Source organism: Paenibacillus sp. B-A-8 (assembly GCF_048572915.1).
Taxonomy (GTDB): Bacteria; Bacillota; Bacilli; order Paenibacillales; family Paenibacillaceae; genus Paenibacillus_AQ.
This window is the reverse complement of sequence record NZ_CP183882.1, coordinates 1159423-1178827: the sequence shown is the minus strand read 5'-3', so window position 1 is coordinate 1178827 and position 19405 is coordinate 1159423. Positions and strand designations below refer to the sequence as shown.

The window sequence follows — 19405 nt, the reverse complement described above, 5'->3', positions numbered from 1 at the left end:
TTCCTTAACCCCACTTCTGGATCAGCTTCCGGCAAAGCTCACCATACGGCTCCCCAATTCCGGTCACCGTAATCATTCTTTCATCCGGCCCGACTGTTTCCATGTATATGTGCATATGCCGCGGCGGCATTAAATCCGTAATAATACTGCTCCATTCCACCAAGCAGACGCCTTGCCCGTAGAAATACTCATCTAGTCCAAGCTCGTCCGCTTCCTGAAGCGAAATCCGATATACATCCATATGATATAGCGGTAGACGGCCCTCATACTCTTTAATAATTGTAAAAGTAGGACTGTTTACGATCCCCTTTACGCCGAGATGCCGAGCGTACCCTTGCGAGAATGCCGTTTTTCCTGCGCCCAGATCGCCATCCAAACCTATAACCATCCCAGGCGACGAAGCAGTAGCTAGAGCAGCTGCAAGCAACTCTGTATCCTGGAGGCTGTATGAACGGTAAGTGAACACCGTTTCGTCTGTATTGTCCAACTACAACTACCACCTTTTAATATATACCTGCCAAAAACCATTACATTTAATTATATCGGTATGCTCCATCCACCGCAACAACTGTCCCTGTTCAATCTTACATGTCAGTATGCTTACAATAGAAAAAGAGACCTCTACGCAAAAATAAGCATAAAGAGTCTCTTTTATACAGGTTTGATTTCGCTTATTCACACACTCTGAGTAGTCATTCGTTAATGTTCTTGCTCCTCTAACCGTTCCACGCCTACTGTATGCGTATTGGTTGGTCTTGAGCCTACTTGCACCGTAGCCATTCCGTTCTGTGCATCCACATGCTCAATCCATACAGGTTCTCCATCCAAATGTACACTTACCGTCTCTTTTGAAGCATAAATATCCTGTGCTCGTTTGACGTCCACCACTGTTCTCCTCCTTTATTGTTCTCAAAGTTTACGATTCTAAGGGTGATGTATCTTCGATCGTTCGCTCTGCATCCAGCTTCTCCGAATCGGATACCTGACTAGCCTCCGGGGGAGCAATTATGCTGTCCCAATCCACTACTGTTGCCGGTATATCCTGCTCGCTCAGCGCATCGCTCCAATCATTACCTCTTGGTTCCATCCCTTTGTATTCTCCTCCTCAGCTTTAAAGGCCTGATTTTATATTTTCCCATGCTTCTCAAAAAATGCACCCGGCTAGAAAAGCCTTTCCTGCCTCATACTAACCCAAAGCAGAATAACTTAGATCAGGAGGCGTTACTCATGCATACCGTTTGGAAAGGAGCCATCAGCTTCGGGCTAGTGCATGTTCCAGTTAAGATGTTCTCCGCTACAGAAGACAAGGACATTTCTCTGCGTTATATCCATAAGGAATGCGGCAGCCCACTGTCGTATGTACGTAAATGTCCGGTGTGTGACAAAGAGGTGGCTTGGGAAGAAATCGGCAAGGGTTATGAGTATGAAAAAGGGAAATTCGTTCTCTTCGACAAGGAGGAACTGGATCAATTAACTGACGAAAGCAGTAAAAGCATTACCATTCTCGACTTTGTTGACCTGACGGAGATCGATCCCATTTATTTTCAAAAAACCTATTACTTATCTCCGGATCAGGCTGGGACAAATGCCTATCGCCTTCTTATGGAGGCCATGCGTCAAACTGGTAAAATTGGCATCGCCAAAATATCGATTCGTTCAAAAAGCAGTCTGGCTGCTATTCGTGTGCTGGAGGATTGCCTCGCCATCGAGACTATTTTTTATCCTGATGAAGTGCGTCCGGTCTCGCAAGTGCCTGGCCTGCCCGAAGCAGGGACGGTGAATGATAAAGAGCTGGATATGGCTAAGCTGCTCATTTCACAGCTATCCACGCCTTTTGATCCGGCAAAATATACCGATGATTATCGTCAGCGCATGCTTGATCTAATCTCACATAAGATTGCAGGCGAAGAATTTCATATCGCTCCCGCTAAACAGGAGAGCAATGTGATTGATCTAATGGCAGCACTGCAGGCCAGTATTCAGGCTGTACAGCATATCCCTACAGATCCTGGACCTTCCTTAGCAGGTACCAAGAAGACCAAGACTAAAGCGGCTCCGGCTGCCAAAAGAAAAACTTCCAAGACTAAGACAGCAGCTGAGCCTGCCGATCAGCAAAACGAAGCTTCTGGAACTATTCCTGTCATTGCACCAAAACCGAAACGCCGCAGCCCAAAAAGTAAAACAACCGTATCTTAGGAGGCTCTGCTGATGAAGCTTCAGCCTATTATTCCTTTTGAACCTATACTGGCTGGGCAGCTTCCAGCAGGCAACCAGTGGATTGCACAGATTAAATGGGATGGCGTTCGCATGTTGTCCTATTACAACGGAAGCACTACTCAGCTTATTAACAGACGTGGAAATTACCGTACAGCGCAATATCCTGAGCTTACTGATGTATCTGCTTACTGCAAGGCTGATTCCGTTATTCTTGATGGTGAAATCATTGCACTCAAGGACGGCAAGCCCTCATTTCACGAGGTAATGCGGAGGGACAGCTTAAAGAATGGCTCCACCATTTCCGTCGTTAGGCATCAGGTTCCTGTCATTTATATGATTTTTGATATTCTGTTTTATAATGGCCAATCGACGATGGATCAGCCTTTATTCTCACGGCAGCAGCTGCTAAACGATATTCTGCTGCCGCATCCCCATGTTCAGGCCGTACCCAGTTATACCGATCCCACAGAATTATTCGCCGCTGCTCAGAGTCAGAACTTAGAGGGAATCGTCTGTAAGGATATCAACAGTACTTATGCTCCCGGTGGAAAAGATAAACGCTGGCAGAAACGCAAAATCATTTCTGATCTTACGGCAGTAGCCGGGGGTGTAACGTTCCGAGACGGCATCGTCAATGCGCTCCTTCTTGGGCTGTATGATGATAAAGGGAATTTGCATTATATCGGTCATGCCGGGCCAGGCAAATTGACTGTACAGGATAAACGCGACTTAACTGCAGAGGTACAGCATTTAAAAATAGATCAAATGCCCTTTACAGCTGATCCCCAGCGAGGGAAGGGTGCTTTTTGGATAAAACCGAAGCTTGTCTTCAAAGTTCATTTTCTGGAATGGAATACCTCAGGCACTCTTCGTCAGCCGGTTACTCAAGCGAGGGTAGATCTTCCTCCCGAATCATGTACTATGGAACAAAAAGGATAAACTCTTTCCAAAAAAACGTCCTCCCGAATTTATCGAGAGGACGTTTCTTATTGCGCTGTAAGAGTCGTCACAATAGCCTCCAGCTCTGCTTTAGTCTGCGCAGTATTTTTCGTATTCGTCAGCGTATAATCGATACTTCCATCCGTACTGGACCATACAAGCTGAACTTTTAGATCTCCATGGTGAGGACCAAACACCGTGTAGACTGCTTCAACCCCGTTGATGGTCAAATTTTCATCCTGGTCACCAGGCAGCTGCGCTAAAGTAACCCCTTCCGGAAGCATATATGCTGGAGCTGATTTTAAATTTAATCTCTCCCCATTTCGAAGATAAGTGATAGAGGTTTCTGTATCACTCCACTTAAAGCTTTGTGAAATCACTTTTTTACCAGCAGCTTGTGCTTTAGCTTTTACCTGATCTCTGAGGGCTTTATACTCTGCACTGAAAAACTTCGGAAGCACTGGATTTAAAACGACATCCTGCAGCTTATAATCCTCCGGGAGTGAGGCTGGTATCAAGAGTGACTTTCCGCTTAATGAGGATAACTTCTGCGCAGCTTCATTTGTAGAACTGAATCTGTAAGGCATATATCTTATACTCAAGGTTTCATCTGGATTAGATTTCTTGTCGTTTACATAAAGGACTTTAACTTCGCCCGCTTTTAAGGGAACTATATTTTCTTTGGCAATCAAAGCTTCAATCGTTGGCGATACCGGTGGTGATTTCTGCTCAACCGGAACCGTACCTTTACTTTTATTATTGCTCCCCGCAGGCACTGCGCCTGCTGTTCCACTTACCGCACTCATTAACACTATCAGGCTCAAACCCGTGATGGCCGCACTTTTTTTAATCATCTTTATAATATCCTCCTATAACCGCTCGGTTATTTGATCATGCTTTTAGCTACAGCCAACATTTCATTTGTCGTCAGCTTACTGACCCGATTGTCTGAAAGGGTATATTGTATCGCGCCTGATTTATCCAGCCATACTAGCTTAGTGTTGAAGCTTGCATCTTTAGCCGAATCGGTTGTAAGAATTACTTTCCTACCGTTGACCGTCATTTCTTTCTTAGTTTCCGAAGTTCGTACAAAAGGCACAGCTCCTTCGGGGAGTTTGGCGGGCGGCACTCCAGTTATAATGCTAAAACTGGCTTTTCCTTTGGCATACAGCTGCATAGACAAGTTCGTTTGGCTCCAACTGATGATCTTGCTAAACAACTGTTTGTTGGGATCACCTGCCGCCGCTGCCTTTAGTTCCTGCTCTAATTGTAAATACAGCTCTGAATCGTTTGCTACAGACGGTGGATAAATAATGGCTGTCGCCAGAGCGAAGCCCTTAGGAAGATTTCCGGGCTGTGGAGTAGCCGGGCCCTTCAACGATTTGAATTTAGCAGCAAAGGATTTGTAGTCTTTAAAGACAAATCCTTTGCCAGAGAAGCTGATCGTATCCTGAGGGTTAGAGACTTTGTCACGTACGTAGTAGGCCAAGTACGTACCTTCCTTCAATCCCCCAACCAGGGTCTGCAGTTCCTTCTGGAGCTTCTGATCGGTTGGTACTGCAGTCTGCTGTCCAGAGGCAGCTGCGACCGAAAGGGACAAGCCAGACGCACCCCCACTCACAACTACTCCTGTTCCTAACAAGGTTGCTGCCGAGAGCACGATCAGTGTTTTTTTGAGTTCATCATTTAGCTTCAATTTCTAAATCACCTCCTTCTAATTACACTTCTATAACACTCCAGCAAGAGAAAAAGGGACATTTTCTCACAAAAAAAAGGCCGCCCCAAGCAACCATCATGGCTTTTGGGACAGCCTCTTTTTTGTTCTTAACATTACAAGTGACGCGCCAAGGGATGCAATATGTGAAGCACCTATAGAGTAATTGGGGAATATCTCCCTAAAATTCAGAGATTTCTGTTCATCGGACTTATAATTAGGGAAAACTTCCCTGAAATTTGGCCTATTCGGCAACGAATAAAGAAATTCCTATGATTATTAGGGAGGAATTCCCTGATTTCGTTCATTTAGAGCGAATATCGGTTATTTTTAGGGAGTTTTTCCCTAATTAATTTAAAGGACTCTATACATTGCATAGACACAGAACGTATCGCCCATAGTCCACCGTCACATATATCAGTAATCCACAAATCATCTATTGCAAGCCGCAAGTAAATCATACATAGCACATCGCCCACCGCCCCAACCAGTAGCATAGAACACTACGCGTGGCATATTGTCACATGGTACAGTAAAATCCATTACTTTTCCTATTCCATAAAAAAGCTGCCTCCCAAGTAGATTTCACTACTTTTGAGACAGCTTCGCATATTGTACGGATAGAACAACAGTAACTAGCGAATAAAACTGTTAGCAATCACTTGCCATTGTTCACGGGTTAAACTCTCATTCAGTCCATCATTTAGACTACGAATCGTCTGGCTGGCTTCATCATACCAATACAAAAGATTCCGGGAAGACCAAGTCTGCTCCCCCTTCTCTGTACTTGCTGCGATAAAAACTGCTTCTTTACCAGTACCTGTCATAGACCATTTTTCGGCAGTCTGACCTTCCAAGATAGACACTTGCGATATACCACCCATATAGGCGCTCTGATTTAAGGATAGTTCAATTGTTTGATCCCCCTTATGGTAGGTAACCTCAGCACTCTCTATGGCATTCACAGCGATCTTCTCCATAAACAGCTTTTGGCCTGTTTTATCGACCTTTGCTTTTTTTAGAAATTGTTCAAGCATTTCTTTATATTCCTTGTCTATCGGCCAGTAAGGAGGAGCAGCTTTAAAAGTGGCGTACTCAAATTCATAACCATTAGCGAGTATGGAAGGCAGCTCGGGCCAGAAATCCCCAGTCCCTTTTAATTTTTTCACGAAATCTTGATGATTAGAATACACCGGAGAACTGAAAGCGAACTGCAATTGATTTCCATAGCCTAAACCTTTGGCCAACTTAGTAAACTCAGTATCATTCACATAATAAGCAGCCATTTCTCCAGCATTCAAGTGAGCAAGCACCTGCTCTTTATAAGTCGCCAATAAACTCAGATACTTCTCTATCGCAGGAGAGGTCGAAGGAATAGGAGTATTATAGTGCACCGTCTGTACAATAGCCTTCCCTCCGCTGTTCACTAGCGTAATAGCTCCATCCGGAGGTTGCGTGATATCAATTGTAGACTGGCTACCATGTTCCGTTAAATCTCCAAGTCCAGACAGCTGAAGGGCACCAAATCCGATCATCCCCAGCAATACAGCTGCGGAGACCCCTGAGAGAAGTCTTTTTCTAAATTTAGATGGATGCGGGAGTATCTTCGCTTGCTTCTGCATAACGGGATCTCCCGTCTCTGAGAATGACTCCCGTTCGTCTCTGAGATTTGTCATTTCTCCGCCCATCGTTTTCTGTTGATCATGAATTGCCATTACCCGATTCATAACTGCTGCTTTTACATCTAGTTCGTCGCAGTTCCCCAATGCGTCCATTTTCTTTATCATTTTCTCTTCAACACAGCTTCGTTGCCCCACCATTCCGTCCCCCCTTTCTGAGCATTCATCGTTTTGCCAAGCTTCGCAATCGTTCGCCTGTATTTCTTCTTCACAGCATCCGTATTCTTATCGAGGATCTCCGCAATTTCCGGGAAGCTCTGTTCCTCAAAGATTCGCAGCACTAACAAGTTTCGCTCCTCTGTCTTCAGCTTCGCGAGAGCAAAAGTCAGATGTTCGTTAAATATGTAACGGTCCATCAACTGTTCCGGGCTTTCTGCAGGCGGATCTGGTTGAAAAAGCGCCATAAGTCTCAAATGTCTTTGACGTTTGCGGATCAGGCTGAGGCAATGATGATAGGCAATTTTATATAACCAGGAAGAAAAGCTCGCGATGGGACGATACGTGCCTATATGCTGATATGCCTTCACCAGAATATCCTGCACCGCATCCTCCGCTTCCGTGCGGCTCCCAAGCAGCCGGCTGCAATAGCGGTAAATCGGTTTTTGAAAAGCTTCGACGATAAGGGCATAGGACTCTACCTCGCCTGCCTGTACCCGAACGACGGTGTGTTCTATCCCGTCCAAAATCAGCACACTCCCCTTTCACATAACCGTATAACCTTATAACTCTTATGATCATCCAAAAGGGACACTTTGGAAATATTTTTTTCATGAAAAGAAACAGACTGGCACATAATACCCTCATTCCTATAACAGAAAGGAGTTTCCGGATGCCAGCAGCCATCAAAGGTACAATTACCGTAGACGGCCAAGAGATAACCATCACTAACCCAGAGAAGCTGCTATGGCCGGATTGCGGAATTACAAAACGGATCTATCTGGAAAAGCTCGCCGCCCTCTCTCCCTACCTGCTGCGCTATTGCCGCGATCGGCTGCTTACCGTTATTCGTTATCCGCACGGTGTCTCGGGAATGTCCTTTTATCAGAAAAATGCCCCTGATCCTCTGCCGGCCTTTGTCCAGACCGCTGTTCACGAGAATATTAATTATATCAAGCTGCAAGGTTTAGCTGAGCTGATCTGGCTGGGTAATCTGGCTGCTCTGGAGTTTCACCCTTCTTTGCATTATGTAGGCAGCGATCTGCCTTGTGAGTGGATGATTGATCTAGACCCGTCACGTGAAGTCGAGCCCCGGATCATGGAAGCAACTGCAATCGTTGGGACGGTCTTAACCTCTCTTGGTTTATCTTCTGTGCCCAAAACCTCCGGCGCTACGGGGGTGCAGATCATAGTCCCTATCGAGACCGGCGTTACTTTTGACGGATTGCGAAAAATCGGACACTTTGTCGGTCGTTATGTCACCGAGAAGCATCCCAATTTATTCACCTTGGAGCGACTGAAGAAAAATCGCGGAGATAAAATCTATTTTGACTACCTCCAGCATTACAGTGGCAAAACATTAGCTGCACCTTATACACCACGCGCTAGGCCGCTCGCTACTGTATCCACACCATTGCTCTGGGAGGAGGTTCGGCAGAACGTATCCCCTACTGATTTTCATTTGCTCAATATTGAGGAACGCTTGCAACGTATGGGGGATCTTCTGGAAAAAGTGCCGCCGCAGCCTGTCCAACAGCTCATCGCTAAGCTTCCATAGGGGAAAACCCCACAAATAATAAACCCCAAAAACAGCAATAAGCCCGCAGCATCAATTCACGCTACGGGCTTATCAGGCGTCCCACTCAAGGACAGAAGGTATATTGTATAAGAATACGGCATATCGAGTCTTGTTCACCGTATTTATTGCTCCATTATTCGTAAAAATACCTTCTTTCAGATAATAATACTAAAGTGCCAAGCTAACATAATTTAAACTAATGAATTGCTTTCTTCTTGAAGCGGCCGCCTTTAACATCATGAATGTTACCTATTGCGATGAATGCACCTGAATCCCAATCCTCAACAATGGATTTAAGCTTAGCTTCTTCCAAACGGGTGATAACCACGAAGATCACTTTTTTGTTCTCCCCGGAAAATCCGCCTTCTCCATCTAAATAAGTAACACCACGTCCAAGACGCTCCGTCAAAGCTTCACCGATATCCCGGAATTTATCACTGATAATCCATACCGATTTCGACTGATCGAGACCCTCAAGTGTAATGTCAATTACCTTGAATGCAATGTAATAAGCAATTAGTGAGAACATCGCATTATTCCAACCGAACACAAATCCAGCTCCGGATAAGATGAACAGGTTGAAGAACATAACAACTTCACCTACAGAGAAGGGAAGCTTCTTCGCTACTAGAATAGCAACAATTTCTGTACCGTCTAAAGATCCGCCAAAACGTACAACTAACCCTACACCAACACCAAGAATAATACCGCCAAACACGGCAGCAAGCATGGGCTCAACCGTAAAGGCACTCACATGATGCAACAATGAAGTCCCAATAGACATAAGTATGATCGCATATAAAGTAGATAAAGCAAAGGTCTTACCGATTTGCTTATAACCAATTAACAAGAACGGAAGGTTTAACAGCGTCAATAAAATCCCCAGAGGAATATCGAAAAGATATGATAAAATAATGGAGATACCTGTAATTCCACCATCAATCATTTCATTCGGTACGAGGAATATTTCTAGTGCAACGGCCATCATTGCTGCCCCGATGGATAACATGATCATTCGCTGGGCGAACTTAGCCATTTTATGTGTTCCGGTCTTCTGGAGTTTGCTCTGTTCCTCGTTGGCAATCATTTGTGGACTCACATTCATAGAACTCCCCCTACAATTTAACAGTATAGTTTTGAAACATTCGGAAGTATAATTATTATCTATACTTTCTTACATTTCTTCTTATACAATTATTATATCACAAAATAAGCCCTAATAATGAATGGAACACGATATATCCTTCGAAAAATTCAGATTAAGTCCCCTTTCCAGTCATAATAGCGGAGATAACAACTGACACAGCCCTTCACCGAGTTTGACAATTCTCCCTCTCTCCTTAAACTTTACAGGATCAATAAATTCACTGTGCTTTTGATCCTTCTCAAATCCTCTGACAAGTGGAGATATAGCATCCGGATGCAGAAGCACAGCAGTCAATTCAAAGTTAGAATAAAAGCTGCGCATATCCAGATTTGCACTCCCCACCGTAGCGATCAGCTCATCGATAATCATGATCTTGGCATGCATAAATCCTTTCGTATAGCGGTAGAATTTCACCCCTGCATCTTGTAAATTTTCTAAATAAGACAAAGAAGCATGATAGACAAGCATATTATCAGGCTTCGCCGGAATAATAATTCTTACATCCACTCCACGAAGTACTGCGCTTTTCAAAGCCCGGCAGATGGAAGGATCAGGAATAAAATACGGAGATGTGATCCAAATCCGATGTTTCGCTGCGCATAAAGCGGCAAAATACATCTCTTGAGAAGCGTCAATTGCAGCATCCGGGCCACTCCCAACAATCTGCACTGCTTCTTGCGCCTCACAAGCATGTTTTGGGAACAGACGCGGATGGCTCATACTTTCGCCAGAGGCCAATCTCCAATCCTTTAAGAAGACATGCTGAATATAATATACCGAGTCACCTTCTAGACGCAGATGGGTATCACGCCAATATCCCATTTTGAGATCCTTCCCCAAATAATCATCCCCTATATTCATTCCACCAGTGAAACCAATGAGCCCATCAACCACTAGAATCTTCCGATGATTGCGGAAATTAAAACGACGCTCCAATAGAGAACTAATCGGAGGTAAAAAAAAGTGAAACTCTACTCCCGCATTTCTCAACACACGAATGAATCTTCGACTTAAATGATGGCTGCCCAGACCATCACAAAGTAAACGCACCTTAACGCCCTGACGCGCCTTCCGAATCATAACATCTTGAAACTGCTCCCCAATTTCATCATCCCGATAAATATAGAATTCCATGTGTATATGTTCTTTCGCCTCTTCCATTGCATCAAGCATAGCATCATATGCTTCTCTAGCAGTTGATAATACCCTGCTCTTATTGTGACCAGTAATCGGTCCTTCTGCGATTTTTGAGAGCAAATCCAATAGACCTTTATTATTCTCAAACTGAGTGTTTCCACTCTCAGTAACATCCTTTACTACCTTAATATTGCCAGAGACATGCGAACGAATTTCACGGAAGAGTGAAATACATCTTTTATTTAATTTTCGATTCTGTCTATAATCACGGCCCAGAAAATAATAGAATGCAAGGCCAAGCGGTGGACAACAGAATGAAATGAACAGCCATGCCATAGCCCTTTGCGGGCGACGGAACTCCATAAATACAATTACTGCGATCTGTATAATAAAAAGACTTAGAATTATCGCAAAGGTCTTCAATTCGCTACCTCCTCCATTAATAAAACAGTTGCAATAGACTCGCTGCGACGACTCTAGTACAGGTTTTGCCGTAACTCTCTTTCTTTATTCAAACAAACCGTTGTCATGTTCCCGAAAGATATGGAATACATAGAGTAGTAAGACAATTCGGGATGAGCCTAATGGAAGTAAGGTCGTTAGCTTCGTGTATCGTAAGGCGGCTGCCATATGCCGCAGAAAGGAGAAGCCATGAAGAGTCAGCCAGATCATAACCGGATTACGCTGCTCGTCGTAAGGGATGCCGGGCGCCCCGTCAAACAACTCCAGATCTCCAAGCCACTTGCGTTCGCCCTGCCGGCAGCAGCAGCCCTGTCCCTCTCCAGTCTGGTCACCTCTATGCATTTCCATGCCTCGCAGTCGATCTCACAACTGGAAGCTGAGGCAGCCGCACTATCACTAACCAATCTCCGCATGGAAATGAAGGTCGCTGATAAGGATAAAGATCTTATGCAGCTACGTGATCAAGTCAGCGAACTATCAGAAGAGGCAGACAGTATTAAAGACAAGCTGAAGAGTGTAAACGCGCTGGAACAGGAGCTGCAGTCATTGATTAACAAAAGCAAAGGCTCCGCCACAGAAACCAATGAATCAAAAACTGATTCAACCGCTTCAAATTCAACCTTAGGCTTATCAAGCCGTAATGCTATACCCATACCTAATGAAACATCCTTTAAAAGTGCAATAACACCACAGGTAGGCGGAGAATATATCGCGGCCTATCAGAACGAATCGCTAAATCTGGTGGAAGAAACAAAAGACGACTTTGAAGAGATCCACAGTATGCTCGATGAAATGGTGGAAAGTATTACGCAGACCATCACTCAAGCGGAGCATGAAAATAACGTACAAGCAAATCAACAAGCAAAAAAGGCTAAGGCAGAACAAGCCAGACTAAATGCAGCAGTGCTCTGGCCTACTGATTCCAGGGTCATCTCCTCAAGCTTCGGCTATCGAACAGATCCCTTTAAGGGCTTATCAGCGTTCCATTCGGGTGTCGATATTGCCGGGAACTTAGGCGATCCTGTATATGCCGCCTTAGATGGAGAGGTCGTTACCGCCGAGCAGATGGGCGCAAGAGGCAAATATATCGTGATTAAGCATTCCAACGGTCTTGAAACCTGGTATATGCATCTGAAGGGAATGATTGTATCTCCAGGGGACAAGGTTAGCAAAGGCCAGAAGATCGGGCTACTTGGAAACACGGGCCGCAGCACAGGACCTCATCTTCATTTTCAAGTAGTGAAGCAGAATAAAACTGTGGATCCATTGAATTATGTTAAACCTTAAGCATTAATGTCTTAACTATATGATTAGGAGGAATATATACATGTGGAACAAGCGGCAGCAACGAGTCCCTTTCAAGTCTACTGACTCTCTAATCGGGCACGGGGGTACGCTCGAGGGTAAAGTGCATTGCGATACGAACCTGCGGATTGAAGGTACCTTTAGCGGTGAAATTATATGCAGTGGTGTAGTCACTGTAGGTGAGGAAGGCACGGTGCGCTCCAGTATTAGAGCAGAAGAAATCGTTATCGCTGGTAAAGTATATGGAGATGTTACCGCGGATCGTAGGCTCATTATGACTGGTACCGGCGAGCTACACGGTAATATTTCTGCAGGAGCACTCAGCATTATGGAGGGCAGCCTGCTTAATGGGTCCATCGCCATGCAAGAACAGCCCACCTCTGAACAAGCAGGTGAGCTCAAAAGTAATACGAAAAAGGACAAGACAGCCAAACGTTCCTCCAAAGCAGAAGAAACGCTTGAAGCCGGTTAAGTTTATTTTTATCCAGCAACGTCCCGTTTACGGAAGACAAACCAGGAAACAGCCAAGAATAAAACATAATACACTGCTAGTATACCAATAGAGAAGCCAAGTGTAGCACCACCTGGGCCAATATCAGATCCAATGTAAACCCTTAGATCCATATGAGTGAAAATTAAATATCTGGCCCATTCGAACACATCAGGATTAAGCAAAGCCGCGAAAATGCTCTGGGCGAACATGATAAACATGGATAAACCAATCGCCAATCCACTTGCACGGAATACGGATGAAATCATAAAAGCAAGCGTAACCGTCAAGAAAAGAGTGACGTAGCGGCATAGGAGATCTAAAAAGGAATACTCAGCAGGGCTCCAAGTTACAATTGAAGACAGTGCATCTCCAGCTGGGTTGGCGAAAATAAACGATGAAACTAAACCAAAAACAATCAATACCACAGTACAAAGCAAGCTAAAGAGCACAACACTAATGTATTTTGAGAGCAAGATCTGGGAACGACTCCACGGGCGAATCAGCAGCATTTTGATGGTTCCCCAAGTAAATTCGCCCGCTACGGAGTCAGCGGCTATAACAACAACGAAGATCGTATTCAGGAAGAATACAACACTCACTATCATTTGGAAGCTGTCCCAAACGCCTAAGCGTGATGCTGGGTTATCCGTTGTGAAATACATAAGAGCCGGAAGAAACGCACTAAACACTGCTAGAATAATCAGCATCACCCATGTGCGGGCACGACTATATATCTTGATGTTCTCATTATGTATCAACGCTGTAAAATTACTCAATTCCTTCACCTCCTGTAACCTCTAAGAATTGATCCTCTAGCGTACGGGCAAGTGATTTGATACTGTACACTTTAATCCCACCAGCCACTAGTCTGGCATTAAACTCAGCAATATCTTCACGTGCCGCCTCAACTACAAGCCCACCGCTCTTTAATGTTCCTTGTCCAATGAGCGCAAGTGCAGCTTCGGCATCGTCAACCTCAAACAAGGTTTCTCCGATAGGCATTGTAACATTGCCAACCTCTTTTAGTTGTTTTACCTCCAGCAGTTGCCCATTCTGAATAATGGCTACACTGTCACACATGAGCTCCATTTCGGAAAGTAAATGGCTGGAGACAAATACAGTTGTTCCTTCTTCACGACAGAGTAGGCGAAGATAGTCACGAAGCTCACGTATGCCTTGTGGATCAAGCCCATTGGTTGGCTCATCTAGAACCAGTAGCTTCGGCCGGTTTAGTAGCGCCTGAGCCACTCCAAGTCTCTGGCGCATCCCTAGGGAATAAGTCTTTACTTTGTCATGAATCCTTTGACCAAGCCCGACCAGCTCCACAACTTCATCAATCCGTTGCTTACTGACCCCCGGTACCATCCGTGCAAATTGTCTAAGATTCTGATACCCGGACAGAAACTTGTACATTTCAGGATTTTCTACAATAGCCCCAACACTTGCGATAGCCTCTTTATAATTATTTTTAATACTATGACCACTGATCAGGACGTCCCCACTGCTAATGGAAATTAATCCTACCATCATCCGTATTGTTGTCGTCTTCCCTGCTCCGTTTGGTCCCAAAAAACCGAATATTTGACCCGGTGGGATATCAAGTGTTAAATCGCTCACAAGCGTCTTAGAGCCTATTTTTTTGGTAACTCCCTGCAAACGTGCAACAGGCTCAGACATCATTTCTGTATTTGACACAGTATCACTCCCTTTCATTTACAAACAAGTTTACCATACCGTTTTTTTCAGAAAATTACAAAAAAGAAACAGTCTAACGTTGTTTAGACCGAGGCATTGATTCGATTTGAACAAAAAGGACCTGGCCTCCGCAAACGGAAAAGACCAAGTCCCTAATCTCACTTCATTCAATATTTCGTTATTTCAGCGGCAACTAATTAGCCACCTACACGTGCAAGCTCACGCATATTCGCTTCAAATGCAGCCATCAAAGCAGCTTCTCCGGTCAATCCGGTTTGCTCCACTTTGCGAATCTGCTCCATCATCCGTTTGTAATCCTTCGGAATAACACGAACAAACTTCGGCAAGCTATCTGCCCACTGATCCAGCACCCGCGCTCCTGCCTCACTGCCTGTAAGCTCTACATGACGGCTAATCAGCCCGCGCAGCTCTTCGATCTCTTCAAGCTCTTCTACTCTTTCGAGCAGTACCATTTCGAGATTGCAGCGGCCGACGAAGGATCTATCTGGGTCGTAGACATAAGCGATACCGCCAGACATCCCAGCCGCAAAGTTACGACCTGTTTCGCCAAGGACAACCACACGGCCTCCAGTCATGTATTCACAGCCGTGGTCGCCCACGCCTTCTACAACAACCTTCGCTCCAGAGTTACGAACGGCAAAGCGCTCACCAGCGATACCGCTGATATAAGCTTCTCCGCCTGTCGCTCCATAGAATGCAGTATTTCCGATAATGATATTGTCTTCAGCAGCAAAGGTAGCTTTCGGAGAAGGCTTGATAATAATCTTACCACCCGACAGTCCTTTACCAACGTAGTCATTGGAATCGCCTTCCACCGTAAGCGTGATCCCCTTAGGCACGAATGCCCCCAAGCTTTGACCAGCTGAACCTGTGAAATGAAGACGAATCGTATCGTCAGGCAAGCCGGCTGCCCCGTATTTACGAGTCAACTCGCTGCCAAGGATGGTTCCAACAGCACGATTAACGTTCGTAATCGGCAGCGATGCTTCTACAGCCGTACCAGACTCTAGTGCAGGTGCAGCCAGATCCAGCAGTTTGGAGACATCAAGTGTCTCTTCCAGACCATGATTCTGACGTTTACTGCAGAAGCGTGTGCTTCCCTCTGGCATTTCAGGCGTATGCAGCAGACTGCTCAAATCTACGCCCTTCTTCTTCCAATGCTGCGAAGCTTGAGCAGCGTCTAAGCAATCTGTACGGCCTACCATCTCTTCAATCGTGCGGAAGCCAAGACTCGCCATAATTTCGCGTAAATCCTGCGCCACGAAGGTCATAAAGTTAACCACATGCTGCGGATCACCCGTAAAGTTCTTACGAAGATCTGGATTTTGTGTCGCAACACCAACCGGACAAGTATCCATTTGGCAGACACGCATCATGATACAACCTACAGCTACTAGTGGAGCAGTAGCGAAGCCATACTCTTCAGCACCAAGTAATACAGCTACTGCCAGATCGCGTCCGCTAAGCATTTTTCCGTCTGTTTCCAGAACAACACGGTCACGCAGATTGTTCAGCATCAACGTCTGATGCGTTTCAGCCAAGCCAAGCTCCCATGGAAGACCTGCATGACGGATGGAGTTCATCGGTGAGGCACCTGTACCTCCGTCATAACCGCTAACCAGGATAATATCAGCGCGCCCTTTGGCTACGCCAGCAGCAATCGTACCTACTCCGACTTCAGATACGAGCTTAACATTAATGTTTGCACGTGGATTTGCATTCTTCAGATCATAGATCAGCTCTGCCAAATCCTCAATCGAATAAATATCATGATGCGGTGGAGGAGAAATCAAGCCCACACCAGCTGTTGAGCCACGCACTTCAGCCACCCAAGGATAAACTTTACGACCTGGAAGCTGTCCGCCTTCCCCTGGTTTAGCACCCTGAGCCATCTTAATCTGGATCTCATCAGCGTTAACAAGGTAGTTCGAGGTAACCCCAAAACGTCCGGAGGCTACTTGTTTAATCGCACTGCGACGGGAATCGCCATTGCTATCCGGGATATAACGGGCTGGGTCTTCTCCGCCCTCACCAGTATTACTCTTACCACCGATCCGGTTCATTGCAATAGCAAGTGTCTCATGCGCTTCCTTACTAATGGAACCAAAGGACATCGCGCCTGTCTTAAACCGTTTCATAATAGATTCAACTGGTTCTACTTCTTCTATTGGAATCGGTTCATAAGCGGACTTGAACTGCAATAAGGAACGAATCGTCAGATGCTTCTCACTTTCACCTTGAACAAGTGCAGCATATTTCTTGTACATCTTATAATCTCCACTACGCACAGAGTGCTGAAGCAGATGAATGGTCTGTGGGTTGAACAAATGCTCTTCCCCATCATTTCGCCATTGATAATCACCACCGGAATCAAGCACTTTATCATTTCCGTCTTTATCCGTGAAAGCACGGTTATGATGAATAAGTGCCTCAGTTGCCACTTCCTCTAGGCCAATACCGCCAATGCGGGAAGGTGTCCAAGTAAAGTAACGATCCACGAATTCCGAGTTCAGACCCACAGCTTCAAAGATCTGTGCCCCCCGGTAGGATTGAATAGTCGAAATTCCCATTTTGGAAAGAATCTTAACTACGCTCTTAGTCGCAGCTTTAATATAGTTCTTCACAGCCTTCTCATGCGAGATTCCACGCAGTAAGCCCTGGCCGATCATATCATCCAGGCTTTCAAATGCCAGATATGGATTCACTGCACTCACACCATAACCGAGCAGAAGTGCATAATGATGGACTTCACGAGGTTCACCGGATTCGAGCAAAATACTAACTTTTGTCCGGGTTCCTTGACGGATTAGATGGTGATGCAGACTCGATACCGCAAGTAGAGCTGGAATCGCAGCATTCTCACTGTCTACACCGCGGTCCGTCAGAATCAGAATGTTATGCCCTTTAGCCATAACGCGATCAGCAGCCTCGTTCATACGTTCAAGCGCGATACGCATTCCTTCTGCACCGAGCTCCGCTGGGAAAAGAATTGGAATAGACATCGACTTGAAGCCCGCACGGCGAACATGACGAATTTTAGCAAAATCTTCATTCGAAAGAATCGGTGTGTGCAGCGAAATTTGGCGACAACTTTCTGGTTCTGGTTTTAGCAAGTTACGCTCAGGACCAATCGTAGTTGTTGTGGAGGTGACCAGCTCTTCACGAATAGCATCGATTGGAGGATTCGTTACTTGGGCAAACATTTGCTTGAAATAGTTATATAAGCGCTGCGGACGGTCCGAAAGCACAGCGAGCGGTGCATCATAACCCATGGAACCGACAGCTTCAGCACCGGTAGATGCCATTGGCTCAAGCACCTTGCGCAAGTCTTCAAAAGTATAGCCGAATGCTTGCTGTAGCTGCTGCACATTGTCATGCTTAGGATTTGGCAGCTCAGGCGCATCTGGAAGCTCCTCGAGACTGATCAAATGCTCATCCAGCCACTGGCGGTAAGGCTTCTCGGAGGCGATAGCCGATTTGACTTCCTCATCGGAGATAATACGGCCTTCTTTGGTATCCACGAGCAGCATGCGTCCAGGTTTCAGACGGTCTTTATATAAGATGTCCTCTGCTGGAATGTCCAGAACACCCGCTTCGGAGGAGAGAATAATCATATCGTCCTTCGTTACATAATAACGAGCAGGACGTAAGCCGTTACGGTCTAGAATAGCGCCAATTTGTACGCCATCCGTAAAGCCCATTGCAGCAGGCCCGTCCCACGGCTCCATCAAAGTGCTGTGGTATTCATAAAAAGCTTTTTTGTCAGCGTCCATACTGTCATGATTGCTCCATGGTTCAGGAACCATCATCATAGCTACCTGCGGCAAGGAGCGTCCGCTCAAGTACAGAAATTCAAAGGTATTATCGAACATTGCAGTGTCCGATCCATCCGGGTTAATAACAGGTTTGATCTTGTTCAAATCTTCGCCGAACACTTCACTCTTGAACAGCGACTGGCGAGCATGCATCCAGTTCACATTACCCCGCAAGGTATTAATCTCACCGTTATGGATCATAAAGCGGTAGGGATGCGCACGTTCCCAGCTTGGGAAGGTATTTGTACTGAAACGGGAGTGAACTAACGCGATCGCTGATTCCAGCTCTTCGTTCTGCAAATCCAGGTAGAATTGTCCGACTTGTTCTGTAGTCAACATGCCTTTATATACGATCTTACGGCATGATAAGCTTGGAATATAGAAGGATTCAGCCTCTTCTACACCACCGTAGCGAATCGCAAGCTCTGCACGCTTGCGGATGACATAAAGCTTACGCTCAAAAGACAATTCGTTCGTAACTGAGGACGAGCGACCGATAAACACTTGGCGCACAAAAGGCTTAGCAGCTTTCGCTGTCTTGCCAAGCATTTCATCATAGGTAGGTACATCACGATAGCCGAGTACTTCCTGACCTTCTTCAGCAATAATTGTGCTTAAGAGAGTTTCATGTTGAGCCCGAACCTTTTCATCATGAGATAAAAAAATCATACCCACGCCATAATGGCCTTGTTCAGGCAATGCAAAGCCTAGCTTCTCAGCTTCAATTGCAAAGAAACGGTGCGGAATTTGCAGCATAATACCTGCTCCGTCACCAGAGTTGGGTTCGCTACCTTGTCCTCCCCGATGCTCCATGTTAAAGAGCATTGTCAAAGCGTTACTAACGATATCATGGGACGGTTTGCCTTTAATATGGGCTACAAATCCCATGCCGCAAGCATCTTTTTCGAACTGGGGATCATACAGGCCCTGTTTTCCGGGCAGTTCAGTGTGTCTCATCGAACGCAACCTTTCTATTATAAAGTATGGCGTAATCTTAGGAAAATTTTTCAGATTAAAATTTTAATAATTATTCAAGCCAGATTAGT

General features: G+C 45.4%; 17 protein-coding genes. 5 read left to right on the top strand and 12 right to left on the bottom strand.

The genetic code is table 11. The annotated features are described in order from the left end of the window. Window positions 1-4 precede the first annotated feature (4 nt). The 3 genes from tsaE to ACN6MV_RS05215 all read right to left on the bottom strand — a co-directional run bounded on the left by tsaE (window position 5) and on the right by ACN6MV_RS05215 (window position 1087). The gene (gene tsaE / locus ACN6MV_RS05225; protein ID WP_042124513.1) at window positions 5-487 is read right to left on the bottom strand and encodes a tRNA (adenosine(37)-N6)-threonylcarbamoyltransferase complex ATPase subunit type 1 TsaE; all 483 of its coding nucleotides are present in this window, start codon (window positions 485-487) and stop codon (window positions 5-7) included. 212 nt (window positions 488-699) lie between these two features. Beyond that, a complete protein-coding gene (locus tag ACN6MV_RS05220) occupies window positions 700-885 on the bottom strand; it encodes an H-type small acid-soluble spore protein (protein ID WP_042131867.1) in 186 nt (61 codons plus the stop codon). A gap of 31 nt (window positions 886-916) precedes the next feature. Then, a complete protein-coding gene (locus tag ACN6MV_RS05215; protein WP_156114724.1) occupies window positions 917-1087 on the bottom strand; it encodes a hypothetical protein in 171 nt (56 codons plus the stop codon). Window positions 1088-1227: 140 nt separating this feature from the next. On the opposite strand from ACN6MV_RS05215, the gene ACN6MV_RS05210 reads away from it, so the two are divergent. Continuing rightward, a complete protein-coding gene (locus ACN6MV_RS05210; protein WP_419885854.1) occupies window positions 1228-2196 on the top strand; it encodes a Ku protein in 969 nt (322 codons plus the stop codon). Between the two features lie 12 nt (window positions 2197-2208). After that, window positions 2209-3156 (top strand): ATP-dependent DNA ligase, encoded by a 948-nt coding sequence (locus tag ACN6MV_RS05205; RefSeq protein WP_419885853.1) that lies wholly within the window; start codon window positions 2209-2211, stop codon window positions 3154-3156. A gap of 47 nt (window positions 3157-3203) precedes the next feature. Here the strand turns inward: ACN6MV_RS05205 and ACN6MV_RS05200 are convergent, their stop codons facing one another. The 4 genes from ACN6MV_RS05200 to ACN6MV_RS05185 form a co-directional block, all read right to left on the bottom strand. Continuing rightward, entirely contained in the window at window positions 3204-4010 is an 807-nt protein-coding gene (locus tag ACN6MV_RS05200; RefSeq protein ID WP_419885852.1) for a hypothetical protein, read from the bottom strand. A 29-nt stretch (window positions 4011-4039) separates the two neighbouring features. Further along, window positions 4040-4852, bottom strand: a complete 813-nt coding sequence (locus ACN6MV_RS05195) for a hypothetical protein (RefSeq protein ID WP_419885851.1) — start codon at window positions 4850-4852, stop codon at window positions 4040-4042. A 653-nt stretch (window positions 4853-5505) separates the two neighbouring features. Beyond that, window positions 5506-6690: a hypothetical protein gene (locus ACN6MV_RS05190; RefSeq protein ID WP_419885850.1), complete on the bottom strand. Its 1185-nt coding sequence runs from the start codon at window positions 6688-6690 to the stop codon at window positions 5506-5508. Next, window positions 6654-7241 carry an RNA polymerase sigma factor gene (locus tag ACN6MV_RS05185; RefSeq protein ID WP_419885849.1) on the bottom strand — a complete coding sequence of 196 codons (588 nt, stop codon included), beginning with the start codon at window positions 7239-7241 and terminating at the stop codon, window positions 6654-6656. Before ACN6MV_RS05185 ends, ACN6MV_RS05190 begins: the two co-directional genes overlap by 37 nt. Window positions 7242-7378: 137 nt before the next feature. On the opposite strand from ACN6MV_RS05185, the gene ligD reads away from it, so the two are divergent. Further along, entirely contained in the window at window positions 7379-8263 is an 885-nt protein-coding gene (gene ligD, locus ACN6MV_RS05180; RefSeq protein ID WP_076119893.1) for a non-homologous end-joining DNA ligase, read from the top strand. Window positions 8264-8480: 217 nt separating this feature from the next. On the opposite strand, the gene ACN6MV_RS05175 is transcribed toward ligD, so the two are convergent. Together ACN6MV_RS05175 and cls are read right to left on the bottom strand one after the other, a co-directional pair. Then, window positions 8481-9320 carry a YitT family protein gene (locus ACN6MV_RS05175; RefSeq protein WP_231574223.1) on the bottom strand — a complete coding sequence of 280 codons (840 nt, stop codon included), beginning with the start codon at window positions 9318-9320 and terminating at the stop codon, window positions 8481-8483. A 240-nt stretch (window positions 9321-9560) separates the two neighbouring features. Then, window positions 9561-10991, bottom strand: a complete 1431-nt coding sequence (gene cls / locus ACN6MV_RS05170) for a cardiolipin synthase (protein WP_419885848.1) — start codon at window positions 10989-10991, stop codon at window positions 9561-9563. Window positions 10992-11198: 207 nt separating this feature from the next. Between cls and ACN6MV_RS05165 the strand changes: the two genes are divergently transcribed. Together ACN6MV_RS05165 and ACN6MV_RS05160 are read left to right on the top strand one after the other, a co-directional pair. Next, entirely contained in the window at window positions 11199-12317 is a 1119-nt protein-coding gene (locus tag ACN6MV_RS05165) for a M23 family metallopeptidase (RefSeq protein WP_419885847.1), read from the top strand. 40 nt (window positions 12318-12357) lie between these two features. Continuing rightward, the gene (locus ACN6MV_RS05160) at window positions 12358-12807 is read left to right on the top strand and encodes a bactofilin family protein (protein ID WP_076119891.1); all 450 of its coding nucleotides are present in this window, start codon (window positions 12358-12360) and stop codon (window positions 12805-12807) included. Window positions 12808-12815: 8 nt separating this feature from the next. Here the strand turns inward: ACN6MV_RS05160 and ACN6MV_RS05155 are convergent, their stop codons facing one another. The 3 genes from ACN6MV_RS05155 to gltB all read right to left on the bottom strand — a co-directional run bounded on the left by ACN6MV_RS05155 (window position 12816) and on the right by gltB (window position 19316). Beyond that, on the bottom strand, window positions 12816-13604 hold the full coding sequence (locus tag ACN6MV_RS05155; RefSeq protein WP_076119890.1) for an ABC transporter permease: 789 nt from the start codon (window positions 13602-13604) through the stop codon (window positions 12816-12818). After that, the gene (locus ACN6MV_RS05150) at window positions 13597-14508 is read right to left on the bottom strand and encodes an ABC transporter ATP-binding protein (protein ID WP_139328552.1); all 912 of its coding nucleotides are present in this window, start codon (window positions 14506-14508) and stop codon (window positions 13597-13599) included. Before ACN6MV_RS05150 ends, ACN6MV_RS05155 begins: the two co-directional genes overlap by 8 nt. Window positions 14509-14720: 212 nt before the next feature. Then, complete coding sequence (gene gltB, locus ACN6MV_RS05145) at window positions 14721-19316, bottom strand: glutamate synthase large subunit (protein ID WP_419885846.1); 4596 nt, start codon at window positions 19314-19316, stop codon at window positions 14721-14723. Window positions 19317-19405: the final 89 nt, after the last annotated feature.

Coding starts and splice junctions, on each gene's coding strand:
- ACN6MV_RS05200 (WP_419885852.1), bottom strand. CDS start 4,010: ATGATTAAAAAAAGTGCGGCCATCACGGGTTTGAGCCTGATAGTGTTA.
- ACN6MV_RS05205 (WP_419885853.1), top strand. CDS start 2,209: ATGAAGCTTCAGCCTATTATTCCTTTTGAACCTATACTGGCTGGGCAG.
- ligD (WP_076119893.1), top strand. CDS start 7,379: ATGCCAGCAGCCATCAAAGGTACAATTACCGTAGACGGCCAAGAGATA.
- gltB (WP_419885846.1), bottom strand. CDS start 19,316: ATGAGACACACTGAACTGCCCGGAAAACAGGGCCTGTATGATCCCCAG.
- ACN6MV_RS05165 (WP_419885847.1), top strand. CDS start 11,199: ATGCCGCAGAAAGGAGAAGCCATGAAGAGTCAGCCAGATCATAACCGG.
- ACN6MV_RS05210 (WP_419885854.1), top strand. CDS start 1,228: ATGCATACCGTTTGGAAAGGAGCCATCAGCTTCGGGCTAGTGCATGTT.
- ACN6MV_RS05190 (WP_419885850.1), bottom strand. CDS start 6,690: ATGGTGGGGCAACGAAGCTGTGTTGAAGAGAAAATGATAAAGAAAATG.
- ACN6MV_RS05160 (WP_076119891.1), top strand. CDS start 12,358: ATGTGGAACAAGCGGCAGCAACGAGTCCCTTTCAAGTCTACTGACTCT.
- ACN6MV_RS05150 (WP_139328552.1), bottom strand. CDS start 14,508: ATGATGTCTGAGCCTGTTGCACGTTTGCAGGGAGTTACCAAAAAAATA.
- ACN6MV_RS05175 (WP_231574223.1), bottom strand. CDS start 9,320: ATGGCTAAGTTCGCCCAGCGAATGATCATGTTATCCATCGGGGCAGCA.
- ACN6MV_RS05215 (WP_156114724.1), bottom strand. CDS start 1,087: ATGGAACCAAGAGGTAATGATTGGAGCGATGCGCTGAGCGAGCAGGAT.